The following is a 15,123-nucleotide window of genomic DNA, read 5'->3' as shown; positions in this document are numbered from 1 at the left end:
GTCAGTAAGTCGAACCTTTTTACTCCCTCTTGACCTTCCGCTTCCTTGTCGTGCCCACGTCGTCGCACCCACGATGAGCGGGCGCTTCGCGGCCTGCCACGCCCCTACCCCGCTCGTGCGAAGTGCCAGCCAGCTGAGCGGAGTTCACAAGGCGGACCCCGGAAGGGGGCACATGAACGGTCTCGACTGGTCCGTGCTCATCGGCTACTTCGCCGTCATGGTGGCGATCGGTGTCTGGTCGCACAAACGCGTCGACGACGTCAGCGACTTCTTCACGGCCGGCGGCAAGATGCCGTGGTGGCTGTCCGGCATCTCGCACCACATGTCCGGCTACAGCGCGGTGATGTTCACCGGCTACGCGGGCATCGCCTACACGTACGGCGTCACGTCCTTCGTGACGTGGTCGTTTCCGATCGCGCTCGGCGTCGCCATCGGCTCCAAGCTGTTCGCGCCGCGCATCAACCGGCTGCGCTCACGGCTGCACGTGGCCTCGCCGCTCGAGTACCTCAAGAACCGGTACAACCTGCCCACCCAGCAGGCGCTGGCCTGGTCCGGCATGCTGCTGAAGATCGTGGACGTGGCCGCGAAGTGGGCGGCCATCGCCACGCTGCTGTCGGTCTTCACCGGCATCACGCTCAACCAGGGCATCCTGATCACCGGCGTCATCACGGGTTTCTACTGCACGATCGGCGGTCTGTGGGCGGACGCGCTGACGGAGCTGGGCCAGTTCATCATCCAGCTGCTGGCCGGCGTCGCGATGTTCGTGGCCGTCGTCATGAAGCTCGGCGACCACGGCGGCTTCTTCGGCGTCTGGGACGAACCCGCCCTCCAGGGACACGGAAAACCGCTGGTCGGCCCGTACGGGACGGTGTTCCTGCTGGCGTTCCTCTTCATCAAGCTCTTCGAGTACAACGGCGGCATGCTCAACCAGGCCCAGCGCTACATGGCGACGGCCAACGCCCGCGAGGCGACGCGGTCGGCGCGGCTGTCGGCCATCCTGTGGCTGGTCTGGCCGTTGGTCCTGTTCTTCCCGATGTGGATGTCGCCGCTGCTGGTGGAGTCGCAGAAGCCGGACGGTTCCGACTCCTACGCCCTGATGACCGAGCAGTTGCTGCCGCACGGGCTGCTCGGCCTGGTCATCGTCGGCTTCTTCTCGCACACCATGGCCATGTGCTCCTCGGACGCGAACGCCATCGCGGCCGTGTTCACCCGTGACGTGGCGCCGGTGCTGTCGAAGCGGGCGCGCGGCTGGGGGCAGCGGTCCGGGCTGCTGGCGGCCCGGCTGACCACGGTGATCTTCCTCGGTCTTTCGATGGCGGTGGCGACGCAGGTCGACTCGCCGACGTTCAAGGACATCATCACCGTCGTGATCAAGTGGGTCGCCGGGCTGATGGGCCCGATCGCGATCCCGATGATGCTCGGTCTGCTGCGGCCCTTCCGCCGCTCGGGCCCGACGGCGGCGCTCACCAGCTGGGGTCTGGGCCTGGTCGCGTTCTGGCTGGTCAACTACCCGATCAACTGGAACGTGGACGGCGGGGTGCCCCTGGAGTACCAGGTCTCCGTCCCGCTGGCGGTCTCGCTGATTCTCTACGTCCTGGTCGGCTACCTGAAGCCGGAGGACACCCCGGAGCGGCTGGCGATCATCGAGCGCGTCAACACGGACGGGGACGGCGACGCCTCCGGCGCGGCGGCCGCGATCCCGGCGCCCGCGGGCGGGGTGGACGACGCGGTGGGGCGCAGCCGGGTGGGCGACTGAGCCCCCGCCCGGACGGCGTGCGACCGGTGTCCGGCCGGTGGCCACGGTTCGTGGTCACCGGCCGCCCCGGTCAGCGCAGTTCCTGGATGCGGATCTGGTTGCCCGCCGGGTCCCGGAAGGCGCAGTCCCGGACGCCGTACGGCTGCTCGGTCGGCTCCTGGACGATCTCGGCGCGTCCGGCGCGCACCTTCTCGAAGGTGCCGTCGAGGTCCTCGGTGGCCAGGAGGATCCACCCGTAGGTGCCCTTGGCCATCATCTCGGCGATGGTGCGGCGCTCGGCGTCGGTGATGCCGGGGTCCACGGCGGGCGGCGACAGGAGCAGCGAGACGTCCGGCTGGCCGGCCGGTCCGACCGTGATCCAGCGCATCTTGCCGTTCCCGACGTCCTTGCGGACCTCGAAGCCGAGGACGTCCCGGTAGAAGGCGACAGACGCCTCCGGGTCGTCGTGCGGGAGAACGGTGGTGTGAATGCTGATGTCCATGGCTGCCACGCTAGCCGCGGCCCGCGGGGCGGCGCTTCTCGAAACCTGACCGTCGCCGCCGGGGCCTTCGCAGGGGCTACGCCCGCGGGTACCGCGTCAGCCACCCGGGGGACGAGCCCGCCGGACCGTGCAGGGCGGGGCCCTGGGTCATCTCCATGGCGAAGTCGTCGGCCAGTTCCAGGAGGGTCGGGCGGCCCTCCAGTTCGGCCAGCCAGGCCGGGGGCAGGGCCGTCTCGCCGTGCAGGGCGCCGAGCAGGCCGCCGGTCAGGGCGCCGGCCGCGGCCGAGGGGCCGTCGTGGTTGACGGCGAGCCGCAGCCCGTGCCGTACGTCCTCGCCGACGAGGGCGCAGTACACGGCGGCGGCGACCAGGCCCTCCGCCGTACCCGCGCCGATCAGCCCGGTCACCCGGGCCGGGACCGGCAGCCCCTGCCGTACCGAGCCGAGGGCGTGCTGCAGGGCGTCCGTCACGGGCTCGTGTCCCGGCCGGGCGGCGAGCAGCGCCAGGGCCCGCTGCACGGCGGCGTCCAGACTCTCGCCGCGCGCCAGCCCGTGCACGATCACGGCGTACGCGCCCGCCGCCAGGTAGCCGGTCGGGTGGCCGTGGGTCTGCGCCGCGCACTCCACGGCGAGCTGGGCGACCAGCTGCGGCTCCCAGCCGACCAGGAGCCCGAACGGCGCCGAGCGGGCGGCGGCCTCGGGGCCGCGCTCGCCGGGGTTCTTGGGCGCCTCGGGGGTGCCCATCGTCTCGTCGCCGAGGCCGAGCAGCAGCGCGCGCGGCGGGTCCCGGCGGACGTACAGCCACTCCTCGTGGGCCAGCCAGCCGTCGTCCTTGCGCCGCAGGTCGGGTCCCCAGTCGCGCTGGGTGGCGAGCCAGCGCCGGTAGGCCCGGTGCAGGTCGGTCGGCGGGTGCCAGGCGCCGGTGTCCCGCCGTACCTGGGCGCGGATCAGCCCGTCCACGGAGAACAGGGTGAGCTGGGTGAGGTGGGTGACGGCACCGCGCCGGCCGTAGGCGGCGGCGAGGTCGGACAGTCCCTCCGCGCCGTGCTCCTCCCGGATCGCGTCGAGGCCGAGGCCGGCGACGGGTGCGCCGAGGGCGTCCCCGACGGCCACGCCGAGCAGCGTCCCGCGCACCCGGCTGCGGAAGTCCTGCTGTTCGGCACGCCCCCAGACGGCGCCGGCTGTCCCGCCCACCTGGACCCCCCCTCGGCACTGTCCGTATGTACGACGTCCAGCACTGTATGCGAACGGAAGTGGTCGGTCAGGGCCGGAACGGTGTGGAAACGTTCACGAGCCGACACACACCGCGCGGCACGGGCGGGCGGCCGCGAAGGGTTCCCTCGCCACGGGCGGGGAGCCCGGAACGCTTCGAAGAGATCACGTTCGCGGACCCTACCTACTCGCGGGGTTCCGGGCTTGGGGATAGTGCTGCCATGACCAACATCCCCCGCAACACCCTGTTACTCGCCTCCACCGTGCTCACCGCGGTCCTCGCCCTCTACATCGCCCTCGTCGCCCTCGGGAACATCACCGACTTCGACAACAACCAGCAGTACGTGCGGCACGTCCTCGCGATGGACACCACGTTCAAGGACGACGACCTGATGTGGCGGGCGATCACGAGCAAGGGTCTCCAGGACACCGCCTACGTGGCGATCATCGTGTGGGAGACCGCGGCCGCGCTCGTGCTGATCTGGGCGACCTGGCTCTGGATACGCCGGCAGCACGCTCCCGCACGGCGCTTCACCACGTACGGCACGCTCATGCTGATGCTGCTGTTCGGGGCCGGGTTCCTCGCGATCGGCGGGGAGTGGTTCGCGATGTGGCAGTCGGAGGACTGGAACGGGCTGGACGCGGCGACCCGGGTGCTCCTGTTCAGCGGCGTCGTGCTGATCGTGGCGCACCTGCCGTCCGGCGAGGCGGAGGCCACGAGACCACGGTGACCTACGCGCCCACAGTGACCTAGGCGACCACGGTGACCGTCGTGCCGGACGTGCCGAACTCCCAGAGCGCGTCGCCGTCCGCCTTGGGCAGCCGTATGCCGCCCGTCTTGGCGCCGCCGGCGGGCGGCGGCGGGGAGGAGCCGTCCACGGCGTTGGAGAAGGCGACCCAGACGCCGTCCTCCTGGGTGAAGTACAGGATCTGCTCGATCCGCACCCCGTCGGAGCCGGTCGTCGGGTCCTGGCGGCGGGTGCCGACGCTGTACTTGCCGGGGTCGGGGTCGACCGTGCCCGGCCAGACCTTGAAGGACCGCCGGGTGGCGTCGCTGGCGTCGACCAGCCACACCCGGTCCTGGCCGACCGAGTAGACGACGCGCCGTCCGGTGCCGGAGCCCTCCGGTACCGGGGCGGGCGCGGTCTCCTTCGGCGTGGGGTGCGCGTCCGCCGACGCCGACGGCTTCGGCTTCGTCGCCACGGCGGTGGGGTGGGGCCCCTGGTCCGCCTGCACGGCCAGGACGGTCACCGCCGCGATCGCGCCTACGGTCAGACCGGAGACCCACGCCCATGAGGGAAGTCGGGCAGGCACGGGCACGCATCTCCTCAGCTACGAGAACCCCGACACACCGGGGGCCCGATCATCGTACTGCCCGCCCGCCGCACCCCCGAAGCGCGCGCCCGCGCCCACCGCTCCTCAGTCCAGCACCGGCAGCAGCTGAGGCAGGTGTCCGTCCGAGTCCCGCGCCGCGCGCTGCCGCTCCTCGGACACCGGGCCGTAGAGCGTGGTGCGCGGCTTCGCCGGGCGGCCCGCCGCGTCCGCGACCGCGATCAGGTCCTTGACGGACTTGTACGACCCGTAGGAGGACCCGGCCATGCGGGAGATCGTCTCCTCCATGAGGGTGCCGCCCAGGTCGTTGGCGCCGGAGCGGAGCATCTCGGCCGCACCCTCGGTGCCCAGTTTCACCCAGCTTGTCTGGATGTTGGGGATGTGCGGGTGCAGGAGGAGGCGGGCCATCGCCGTCACCGCGCGGTTGTCCCGGAGGGTGGGGCCGGGCCGGGCGATGCCCGCCAGGTACACCGGCGCGTTGGTGTGGATGAAGGGGAGCGTCACGAACTCCGTGAAACCGCCCGTGCGCTGCTGGATCCCGGCGAGGGTGCGCAGGTGGCCCAGCCAGTGGCGGGGCTGGTCGACATGGCCGTACATCATCGTGGAGCTGGACCGAATGCCCAGCTCGTGGGCCGTCTCGATCACCTCGATCCAGGTGGCCGTCGGCAGCTTGCCCTTGGTGAGGATCCAGCGGACCTCGTCGTCGAGGATCTCGGCCGCCGTGCCCGGGATCGAGTCCAGGCCCGCCTCCTTGGCCGCGCCCAGCCACTCGCGGATCGACATCCCGGTGCGGGTGGCGCCGTTGACGACCTCCATCGGCGAGAAGGCGTGCACGTGCATGCCGGGCACGCGCTCCTTGACCGCCCGCGCGATGTCGAAGTACGCCGTGCCGGGCAGGTCGGGGTGGATGCCGCCCTGCATGCAGACCTCCACCGCGCCCACCTCCCAGGCCTGCCGGGCGCGGTCGGCCACCTGGTCCAGGGAGAGCGTGTAGGCGTCGGCGTCCGTGCGGCGCTGGGCGAAGGCGCAGAAGCGGCAGCCGGTGTAGCAGACGTTGGTGAAGTTGATGTTGCGGGTGACGATGTACGTCACGTCGTCGCCGACGACGCTCTCGCGGACGTCGTCCGCGACGGAGCACAGGGCGTCCAGCGCCGGGCCGTCGGCGTGCAGCAGGGCGAGGGCCTCGTCGTCCGTCAGCTTCGTGGGGTCGTCGGCCGCCGTGGCCAGCGCCGCGCGCACGTCGGTGTCGATGCGCTCGGGCGCCATGCCGGGGGCGGCGGCCTCGCGCAGGGCGCCCCAGTCGCCGTACACCTCGTCGAAGTCGTCGCGGCGGTCCGACGTACGGCCCTCGGTATCGATGGTGGCGTGCAGATCGGTGCGGCCGGTGGCGGTGAACGCCTCGTCCGGCTCCTGCCACGCGTGCCCCTCGACCACCACGTCCTGGCGGGCCAGGCCGGTCTCCGGGTCGGCGAGGGCCGCCACGTGCGGGCGCAGCCGCGGGTCCAGCCAGGGCTCGCCGCGCCGGACGAACTCCGGGTACACGCAGAGACGTTCCCGCAGCTCGAACCCGGCCGCCCGGGACTTCGCGGCGAGTTCGTCGATCTGCGGCCAGGGGCGCTCGGGGTTGACGTGGTCGATGGTGAGCGGGGAGACCCCGCCCCAGTCGTCGATGCCGGCGCCGATCAGCCGCTCGTACTCGGCGTCCACCAGGTTCGGCGGGGCCTGGAGGCAGGCGGACGGGCCCATGATGTGCCGGGCGACGGCGACCGTGGCGACCAGCTCGTCCAGTTCCGCGTCCGGCATGCCGCGCATCGCGGTGTCGGGCTTGGCGCGGAAGTTCTGGATGATCAGTTCCTGGACGCCGTGGTAGGCGCGGGAGACCTTGCGCAGCGCGAACAGGGACTCGGCCCGCTCCTCGTGGGTCTCGCCGATGCCGATGAGGATGCCGGAGGTGAAGGGGACCGAGGAGCGCCCGGCGTCCTCCAGGACGCGCAGCCGTACGGCGGGCTCCTTGTCCGGGGAGCCGTGGTGCGGGCCGCCGGGCTCGGACCACAGGCGGGTCGCGGTGGTCTCCAGCATCATGCCCATGGACGGCGCGACGAGCTTGAGCCGCTGGAAGTCCGTCCAGGTCAGGACGCCGGGGTTGAGGTGCGGGAGCAGCCCCGTCTCCTCCAGGACGCGGATCGAGATCGCGCGGACGTAGGCGATCGTGTCGTCGTACCCGTGCGCGTCCAGCCATTCCCTGGCCTCGGGCCAGCGCTCCTCGGGCTTGTCGCCGAGGGTGATGAGGGCTTCCTTGCAGCCGAGGGCGGCGCCCTTGCGCGCGATGTCGAGCACCTCGTCCGGCGACATGAACATCCCGTGGCCGGCGCGGCGCAGCTTGCCGGGGACGGTGACGAAGGTGCAGTAGTGGCACTTGTCCCGGCACAGCCGGGTCAGCGGGACGAAGACGCTCTTCGAGTAGGTGATGACCCCGGGCCGCCCGGCCGCCTCCAGGCCCGCGTCCCGGACCCGGGCGGCGGACGCGGTGAGGGCGTCGAGGTGCTCGCCGCGCGCCTGGAGCAGCACGGCGGCCTCGGACACGTCGAGGGCGACGCCGTCCCGGGCGCGTTTGAGGGCGCGACGCATGGAGTTCTCGGTGGGGCCGGTGGGGTCGGCGGGTCCGGTTCCGGAGGTCGCGGAAGTCGTCATCCTTCGAGCATACGAGCGCCGTGATCAAGCCGGGCGTCCCGTCCCGGCCGCCCACCGCACGGTTCCCGGCCCGCTATGCGTCGAACCCCTTTCCTTGCCCGGGAGTTCACGGCTCAATACGAGGGTTGCACGCACCACCCCCTGCACCACCGATGTCATGTCACCGATGTCATGTCACCGACGACACTGGGAGCAGCAGCATGTGCGAGGACGACAACGGGCACGGCCACGACCACGGGCACGACCGCGCCGGGATCGACAGACGCGCGGTGTTCGTGACGGGCGCCGCCGCCGCGCTTACCTTGGGAAGCGTGAGCTTCGCCGCGGCGGCCCCCCGGGAACAGCGGACCACAACCGTGCGCGGCACCCTGCCGCCCGGCTCCCCCGACTTCGTGTACGTCCCGGTCGAAGTCCCCCGGGGCGTGCGCGAGATCCACGTCGCCTACACCTACGACCGCCCCGCCGTCCCGGCCGGCACCCAGGGCAACGCGCTCGACATCGGCCTCTTCGACGAGCGCGGCACCGAGCTGGGCGGCCGGGGCTTCCGCGGCTGGTCGGGCGGGGCGCGCACGGAGTTCTTCGTCCGCGCGGACGAGGCCACCCCCGGATATCTCCCGGGGCCGGTGCGGGCGGGCACCTGGCACATCGCGCTCGGCCCGTACACGGTGGCCCCGCAGGGCCTGTCGTACGAGATCACGATCACGCTGACCTACGGCGAGCAGGGCGAGGCCCCGCGGCCGGTCTACCCGCCCGAGCGGGCCAAGGGGCGGGGCCGGGCCTGGTACCGGGGCGACTGCCACCTGCACTCCGAGTACTCCGACGGCCGCTACACCCTCGCCGAGATCGCGGAGCTGGCGCGGGCGGCGGGCCTGGACTTCATCAACTCCTCCGAGCACAACACGCACTCGGCGCACGCGCACTGGGCCGGCCTCGCCGGGGACGACCTGCTGATCCTGCTCGGCGAGGAGGTGACGACCCGCAACGGCCACGTCGTCGCCCTCGGCACCGACCCCGGCACCTTCGTCGACTGGCGCTACCGGGCCCGCGACAACCGCTTCGGCCGCTTCGCCCGGCAGATCCGCCGCGCCGGGGGCCTGGTCGTGCCGGCCCACCCGCACGCCACCTGCATCGGCTGCAACTGGAAGTTCGGGTTCGGTGAGGCGGACGCGGTCGAGGTGTGGAACGGCGCCTACACGCCCGACGACGAGGTGGCGCTGGCCGACTGGGACGGCATGCTGGTCGCCTCGGTGCGCGACGGGCGGCGGGACTGGATCCCGGCGATGGGCAGCAGCGACTCGCACCGCTCCCCCGACGTGATCGGCCGCCCGCAGACCGTCGTCCTCGCCGACGACCTGACCCGCGAGGCGATCCAGGAGGGCATCCGGGCGGGCCGGTCGTACGTGGCCGAGTCCTCCAAGGTGTCCCTGTCCTTCACCGCGTCCGGCGGCCGGGGCGAACACGCCGGGATCGGCGAGCGGCTGCGCGTGGCCGCCGACACCCCGGTCACCGTCCGCCTGGAGGTGACGGGCGCCCCGCGCTGCACGGTGCGCCTCGTCACGGACCAGGGCGTGCTGTTCACCGGCGGTCCGCTGCCGGTGTCCGGCGCGGGCGTGGTGGAGTGGCGCACGACCGCCTCGTACGCGGCCTACGTACGGGCGGAGGTGCGGCACGAGGCGGCGGCGGGCCCGGTGCCGGGCGCGCTGGCGGCGTTCACCAACCCGGTCTTCCTGGGGAGTTAGTCTCCAGGGGCCACCGGACTCCCGGGACCGACCGCGGAGCCCCCGAGCGAGACGGAGCGCGGACCCACGATGCCGAAACCGCCGAACCCCGAGCGGAAGTACCGGACCGTCACGGCCTTCCAGCGCCGGCTGAACGCCGTCGTGCGCCGGCTGCCCGGCCAGACCCTCCTGGAGACCACCGGCCGCGTCTCCGGTCTCCCCCGCCGCACACCGGTCGGCGGCCGCCGGGAGGGCGACTCGTTCTGGCTGGTCTCGGAGTTCGGCGAGCGCTCGCAGTACATCCGCAACATCCGGGCCGACCCGCGCGTACGGGTGCGCATCCGGGGCCGCTGGTACCCGGGCACGGCCCACCTCCTCCCCGACGACGACCCGCTGGCCCGCCTGCGCCGCCTCCCCCGCTTCAACAGCATGGCGGTACGGGCGATGGGCGTCGGGACGGGGCACCTGACGGTACGGGTGGAGCTGGAGGGGCAGGGATGGGCAAGCTCATGAAGAACCTGTGATCGGCGTCTCCCACGGCTGACGTGGTCGGCATGAACAAGGCAAACTGACGTGGTTGCTCAGGATGTCTAGGGGGACGGCATGGACGGTGGACCGCGGGTTCCGGAGCAGCGGCGTCCCGGATTCCCGGCGGAAGGGGAGGAATCGGGCGCGCTGCGCTTCGGTGTGCTCGGGCCGGTGCGCGCCTGGCGGGGCGAGGAGACGCTGGCCACCGGCTCCCCCCAGCAGCGCGCGCTGCTGGCCGCCCTGCTGCTGCGCGAGGGTCGTACGGCCACGGCGGCCGAGCTGATCGACGCCCTGTGGGGCGAGGAACCGCCGTCGCAGGCGCTGGCGGCGGTGCGCACCTACGCGTCCCGGCTGCGCAAGGTCCTCGACCCCGGCGTGCTGGTCAGCGAGTCGGGCGGGTACGCCGTACGGGGCCTGGCCGAGGGGGCGCTGGACCTGGCCGCGGCCCAGGAGCTGGCCGCCCGGGCCGAGAAGGCCAGGACCGCCGGGGACCTCTGCCACGCCCGTGACCTGCTGCGCCGCGCGCTGGCCCTGTGGGACGGCGAGGTACTGGCCGGGGTGCCGGGGCCCTACGCCCAGACGCAGCGCGTGCGGCTCGACGAATGGCGGCTCCAACTCCTGGAGGCCCGCCTCGACATGGACCTCGAACAGGGCTGCCACGCCGAGGCGGTCTCGGAACTGACGGCGCTCACGGCGGCCCACCCGCTGCGCGAACGCCTGCGCGAGCTGCTGATGCTGGCCCTGTACCGCAGCGGCCGCCAGGCGGAGGCCCTCGCCGTCTACGCGGACACCCGCCGCCTGCTCTCCGAGGAGCTGGGCGTCGACCCGCGCCCCGGCCTCCAGGAACTCCAGCAGCGCGTCCTGCGGGCCGACCCGGGCCTGGCCGAGCCCTCGGCCCCGGCCGCGGAGACGGCGACGGCGACGGTCCGCCCGGCGCAACTCCCGGCGACGGTGTCCGACTTCACCGGCCGCGCGGCCTTCGTCCGTGAGCTGAGCGGCGTACTGTCCGCGGCGTCCGGGGGGCCGACGAGGGGCCGCGTGATGGCGGTCTCGGCGCTGGCCGGCATCGGCGGCGTCGGCAAGACGACCCTCGCGGTACACGTCGCCCACCAGGCACGGGCCGCCTTCCCGGACGGTCAGCTGTACGTCGACCTCCAGGGCGCGGGCGCGCGGCCCGCGGAGCCGGAGGCGGTGCTCGGCTCCTTCCTGCGGGCCCTGGGCACGGCCGACTCGGCCATCCCCGACTCCCTGGCGGAGCGCGCCGCCCTCTACCGCTCCGTCCTGGACGGCCGCCGCGTCCTCGTCCTGCTGGACAACGCCCGCGACGCCGCCCAGGTACGGCCGCTGCTGCCCGGCACGGACGGCTGCGCCGCGCTGGTGACGGCACGGGTGCGGATGGTGGACCTCGCCGGGGCGCACCTGGTCGACCTGGACGTGATGTCGCCCGAGGAGGCGCTGGCCCTCTTCACGAAGATCGTGGGCGAGGAGCGGGTCGCCTCGGAACGGGAGGCGGCGCTGGACGTGGTCGGCGCGTGCGGCTTCCTGCCGTTGGCGATCCGCATCGCCGCCTCCCGGCTGGCCGCCCGCCGCACGTGGACCGTCTCGGTGCTGGCCGCGAAGCTGGCGGACGAACGCCGCCGGCTGGACGAGCTGCAGGCGGGCGACCAGGCGGTCGAGGCCACCTTCGAACTGGGCTACGGCCAGCTGGAACCGGCCCAGGCCCGCGCGTTCCGCCTGCTGGGCCTGGCCGACGGCCCGGACATCTCCCTGGCCGCGGCGGCGGCCGTCCTGGACCTCCCGGTGGCGGACACGGAGGACCTCCTGGAGTCCCTGGTGGACACCTCGCTGCTCGAATCGGCGGCCCCGGGCCGCTACCGCTTCCACGACCTGGTCCGCCTCTACGCGCGTGCGTGCGCGGAACGGGACGAGAACCCGCCGAGCGAGCGGGCGGCGGCGCTGTCCCGGCTGCTGGATTTCTACCTGGCGACGGCGGCGGGGGTCTACGCGATCGAGCGTCCCGGGGACCGTTTGGTGGACCACTTGGAGGCGACGCGGTATCCCGGCCTCCGCTTCACCGACGGGCCCGCGGCGCTGGACTGGCTGTACACGGAGTCGTCGTCCCTGCTGGCGTGTGTCCGCCAGGCGGCCGGCACCGCGCGACTGCGCCGGGCCGTCGACCTGCTCTGGGCCTCGCGGGATCTGGCGGAGTCGGGCGCCAACTCCCGCCAGTACGAGGCGACGGCCCTGGCCATGTGTGATGCCACGCAGGCCGTGGGCGACACCCGGGCGGAGGGGAGGGCGCGGATCGCCCTCACCGGGTTCCTGCTGGTGTCGGGACGCATCCAGCAGGCCGCCGAGGAGGCGGGCCTCGCCATGGAGCGCGCGAGTGCCGCCGCGGACCCCACGGCCGCGAGCTGGGCCGCGCAGGACTGCGGTCTCATCGCCCTCCACCAGCACCGGTACTCCGACGGCAAGGTCTTCTTCGACCAGGCCATCGAGGGGTTCCGGGCGGCCGGGAACGGCCTGTGCGAGGCGACCGCCCTGTGCAATCTCTCGCGTGCCTACATGGGGATGGGGAACACCGCCAAGGCGGTCGAGTTCGCGGAGAACGGCCTCGCCGTACACGTCCGGGTCGGCAGCACCATGCGCCTGGCCAACGGGCACTACGCCCTGGGCGTGGCCCTGACGTCGGCCGGACGGCACCGGGACGGCCTGGCGCAGTTCTCCCGGGCCCTGACGATCTTCGTCGACCACCGGCAGCGGCTGTGGGCGGGGACCACCCACTTCAGGATCGCCGAGACCCATCTGGCGGCGCGGCGCCCCGGGCCGGCCGCGCAGCACGCCGAACAGGCCCTGGCCCTGGGATGCATCGGCGGCGACCGCATGCGCGGCAACGTGCTGAAGCTGCTGGGGCAGGCCCTGGGCGAACTCGGACAGGTCGACCGGGGAAGGGCCTGCTGGCGTGAGGCGCTCAACCTCTACGAGGCGAACGACGCTCCCGAAGCCGCCGCCGTACGCGCCCTGTTGAAGCCGGCGACGGCGGCCTGACGCGGACGGCGGGAGGCGTTCAGCGTTCGTTTATCGGCCTTCGGCACACTCGTTCCTGTCACGCCGTCGCAACGGGGGGCAGACGGGTGACCAGCGAGCCGACGGGTTAGTGTGCGGCTCCGAACGCCCGTCCGGTGAGCCACGGGGGAGTCACCGGACGGGCGTTCGACACTCGTTCACCATCGCAGAGGAGCACGCATGAGCGACAAGAAGGCGGAAGTGGTGGCCACTCCGCAGGACAACAACATGCCGACCCCGCCGGTCAAGGACGAGACCATCACCACGATGGACAACAACATGCCCGCGCCGCCGGCCAAGGACACCATCACGACGATGGACAACAACATGCCGGCCCCGCCCGCCCTGGACCTGGACGGCGACGGCAAGTAGACCTTCCTCCACACGGGGATCGGCCGCGGCGGCGCGGAGGGGAGCCGCCGCGGCCGACGTGTGCGCGCAGGGGGGTCAGGACACCGGTGCGGGCGCCGTCGTGTCCAGTTCGCAGTGGTCCGGGATGCCGGAGCCGTCGAAGGGGACGCGGACGGCGGTCTCCCCGTCCGCGGGGACGGTGACCTCCTCGGTGCCTTCGCCGATCGTCGTCCCGTCCGCGTCCTTGAAGAGGACCGTGACGGCGAACGTGTACCCGGTGGCGTTCGGGTTGGTGACCTCGACGGTGGACCACGGCTGGTCCTCCCTGACGCAGGTGACCAGGTTCAGGACGGCGGCCTGGGCCTCGGCGCCGCCGCCGGTGCCGCCGCTGCCCGTGTCGTCGCCGTAGGTGTCGTCGTCGTGGTAGCCGCTGCCGCCGGTGCCGTAGGTGTCGTCGTCGTCCTTGTAGGCGTCTCCGCCGCCCGACGTGGACGACGAGCTGTCGTGGTCCTGGCCGGAGCTGCTGCAGCCGCCGCCCCCGTCGCCGCCGTGACCGTGGCCGTGGCGGCCGGTCGAGAAGCCGGTCAGGCTGAGGACCACCAGTGCCGAGATCGCCGTGAACCTGAGTGCTCGCCCCCGTGTCGTCATGAAGATCACGCTAGTGCGCGGATGTCACGGACACGTCACCGGCCGGGCACGGCCCCCCACGCCGTACGGGCGCGGCACACTCAGGTCGTGCGAGCCGTCCCCGTGCCCTTCTCCGCGTCCAGGGCGTACACGCAGCGGTCCTTGCTGCACGCGTACACGATGCCGTCGCGGACGACCGGGGAGCCGGTGATCTCGCCGCCGGTGGCGAGCTTCCAGCGCAGCCGGCCGTCGTCGGCCTTCAGCGTGTAGAGCAGGTGGTCCGTCGAGCCGAAGTGGATGCGGCCCTCGGCGACCGCGGGCGCGCCCACGATGTCGCCGCCCGCCTGGAAGCGCCACTTGGGGGTGCCGGTGACCGCGTCCAGCGTGTAGAGGCCCTTGCCGCTGCCCACGTGGACGTGTCCGGCGGCGACCAGGACCGGGTCGGTCGAGGAGCGGGCCTCGGTCGCGATGCGCCAGCGGTCGCGGCCGTCGGTGGCGTCGAGGGCGTAGACGGTGCCGAGGTAGTCGGCCAGGTAGACGCCGCCGCCGGTCACGGCCGGGCCCGGCACGAAGGTGGGCGGGGCCAGGAAGACCGCCGGGGCCTCGAAGTGCCAGCGGACGTGGCCGGAGGCGACCTCCAGGGCGAGGACCCGGGTGCCGGCCGCGACGTACACATAGCCGTCGGCGGCGTGGCCGAGGCGGACCGGGACGCCGCCGCAGGAGGCCGCGTCGCCGATCGGGTACGACCATCGCTCCTCGCCGGTCCGGGCGTCCAGGGCGCGCAGGCGGGCGTCCTGCCAGACGTAGGCCGTGCCGTCGTGCAGCGCGGCGCCCGCCTCGGAGGACTCGAAGTCGCTCTGGGCACCGGTGACTTCCCACAGCTTCTGCCCGGCCGACGCCTCCCAGGCCTGGACGCCGCCGCCGCGGGTGGCCGTGAGGACGGTGCCGCGGTCGGCCTGGAGCGAGTACACCCAGGCGTCCGTCTGGACGCGCCAGAGGTCGGCGCCCTCGCGGGCGTCCAGGGCGAAGAGGGTGGGTCCGTCGGAGGCGTGGATGCGGCCGTCCGCGACCGCCATCGACCAGGCGACGTCCCGGGTCTTGAAGCGGCGCCGTCCGGTGCCCACGTCCAGGGCGTGCACCTCGAAGGAGGTGACGTAGACCAGGTCCTCGGCGACCCGCGGCGTGCCCCAGACGTCGTTGGACATCCGGAACCGCCAGGGGCGCCACCCGGCCGGCGAGGCCTCCGGGGGCGCGGGGGACGACGGGGCCGGTACGGCGGGGTCGGCGCCGTTGACGCCGGGGCGCGGGCGGGACCAGGACGCGGCGAGGGCGGACTCCGGCGGGGGCGCGGCGACGGCGGCGA

General features: G+C 73.1%; 12 protein-coding genes. 6 read left to right on the top strand and 6 right to left on the bottom strand.

The features are described from left to right. Positions 1-172: 172 nt before the first annotated feature. The gene (locus tag BZZ08_RS09765; RefSeq protein ID WP_104631770.1) at positions 173-1,756 is read left to right on the top strand and encodes a sodium:solute symporter family protein; all 1,584 of its coding nucleotides are present in this window, start codon (positions 173-175) and stop codon (positions 1,754-1,756) included. A gap of 70 nt (positions 1,757-1,826) precedes the next feature. Here the strand turns inward: BZZ08_RS09765 and BZZ08_RS09760 are convergent, their stop codons facing one another. After that, a complete protein-coding gene (locus tag BZZ08_RS09760; protein WP_104631769.1) occupies positions 1,827-2,237 on the bottom strand; it encodes a VOC family protein in 411 nt (136 codons plus the stop codon). Between the two features lie 76 nt (positions 2,238-2,313). After that, the gene (locus tag BZZ08_RS09755; RefSeq protein WP_104631768.1) at positions 2,314-3,429 is read right to left on the bottom strand and encodes an ADP-ribosylglycohydrolase family protein; all 1,116 of its coding nucleotides are present in this window, start codon (positions 3,427-3,429) and stop codon (positions 2,314-2,316) included. Between the two features lie 239 nt (positions 3,430-3,668). Here BZZ08_RS09755 and BZZ08_RS09750 point away from each other — a divergent pair, with 239 nt between their 5' ends. Continuing rightward, the gene (locus BZZ08_RS09750) at positions 3,669-4,178 is read left to right on the top strand and encodes a DUF2165 domain-containing protein (RefSeq protein ID WP_104631767.1); all 510 of its coding nucleotides are present in this window, start codon (positions 3,669-3,671) and stop codon (positions 4,176-4,178) included. Positions 4,179-4,197: 19 nt separating this feature from the next. On the opposite strand, the gene BZZ08_RS09745 is transcribed toward BZZ08_RS09750, so the two are convergent. Then, the gene (locus BZZ08_RS09745) at positions 4,198-4,761 is read right to left on the bottom strand and encodes a hypothetical protein (RefSeq protein ID WP_198601381.1); all 564 of its coding nucleotides are present in this window, start codon (positions 4,759-4,761) and stop codon (positions 4,198-4,200) included. 105 nt (positions 4,762-4,866) lie between these two features. After that, on the bottom strand, positions 4,867-7,470 hold the full coding sequence (locus BZZ08_RS09740; protein ID WP_104631765.1) for a bifunctional FO biosynthesis protein CofGH: 2,604 nt from the start codon (positions 7,468-7,470) through the stop codon (positions 4,867-4,869). Positions 7,471-7,670: 200 nt separating this feature from the next. Between BZZ08_RS09740 and BZZ08_RS09735 the strand changes: the two genes are divergently transcribed. The 4 genes from BZZ08_RS09735 (at position 7,671) to BZZ08_RS09720 (ending at position 13,154) form a co-directional block, all read left to right on the top strand. Then, a complete protein-coding gene (locus BZZ08_RS09735; RefSeq protein WP_104631764.1) occupies positions 7,671-9,209 on the top strand; it encodes a CehA/McbA family metallohydrolase in 1,539 nt (512 codons plus the stop codon). 69 nt (positions 9,210-9,278) lie between these two features. Beyond that, entirely contained in the window at positions 9,279-9,701 is a 423-nt protein-coding gene (locus BZZ08_RS09730; protein WP_104631763.1) for a nitroreductase family deazaflavin-dependent oxidoreductase, read from the top strand. Positions 9,702-9,791: 90 nt separating this feature from the next. After that, positions 9,792-12,764, top strand: a complete 2,973-nt coding sequence (locus BZZ08_RS09725) for an AfsR/SARP family transcriptional regulator (protein WP_104631762.1) — start codon at positions 9,792-9,794, stop codon at positions 12,762-12,764. Positions 12,765-12,962: 198 nt separating this feature from the next. Continuing rightward, on the top strand, positions 12,963-13,154 hold the full coding sequence (locus tag BZZ08_RS09720; RefSeq protein ID WP_104631761.1) for a hypothetical protein: 192 nt from the start codon (positions 12,963-12,965) through the stop codon (positions 13,152-13,154). 75 nt (positions 13,155-13,229) lie between these two features. Here the strand turns inward: BZZ08_RS09720 and BZZ08_RS09715 are convergent, their stop codons facing one another. Both BZZ08_RS09715 and BZZ08_RS09710 read right to left on the bottom strand, forming a co-directional pair. Beyond that, on the bottom strand, positions 13,230-13,781 hold the full coding sequence (locus BZZ08_RS09715) for a hypothetical protein (protein WP_104631869.1): 552 nt from the start codon (positions 13,779-13,781) through the stop codon (positions 13,230-13,232). Between the two features lie 80 nt (positions 13,782-13,861). After that, on the bottom strand, positions 13,862-15,123 hold a 1,262-nt coding region (locus BZZ08_RS09710; RefSeq protein ID WP_157953331.1), incomplete at its 5' end, for an outer membrane protein assembly factor BamB family protein.

Source organism: Streptomyces sp. MH60 (genome assembly GCF_002939385.1).
In the GTDB taxonomy this organism is placed as follows: domain Bacteria; phylum Actinomycetota; class Actinomycetes; order Streptomycetales; family Streptomycetaceae; genus Streptomyces.
The sequence above is the reverse complement of the archived record's forward strand: the minus strand, read 5'-3'. Positions and strand labels throughout refer to the sequence as shown.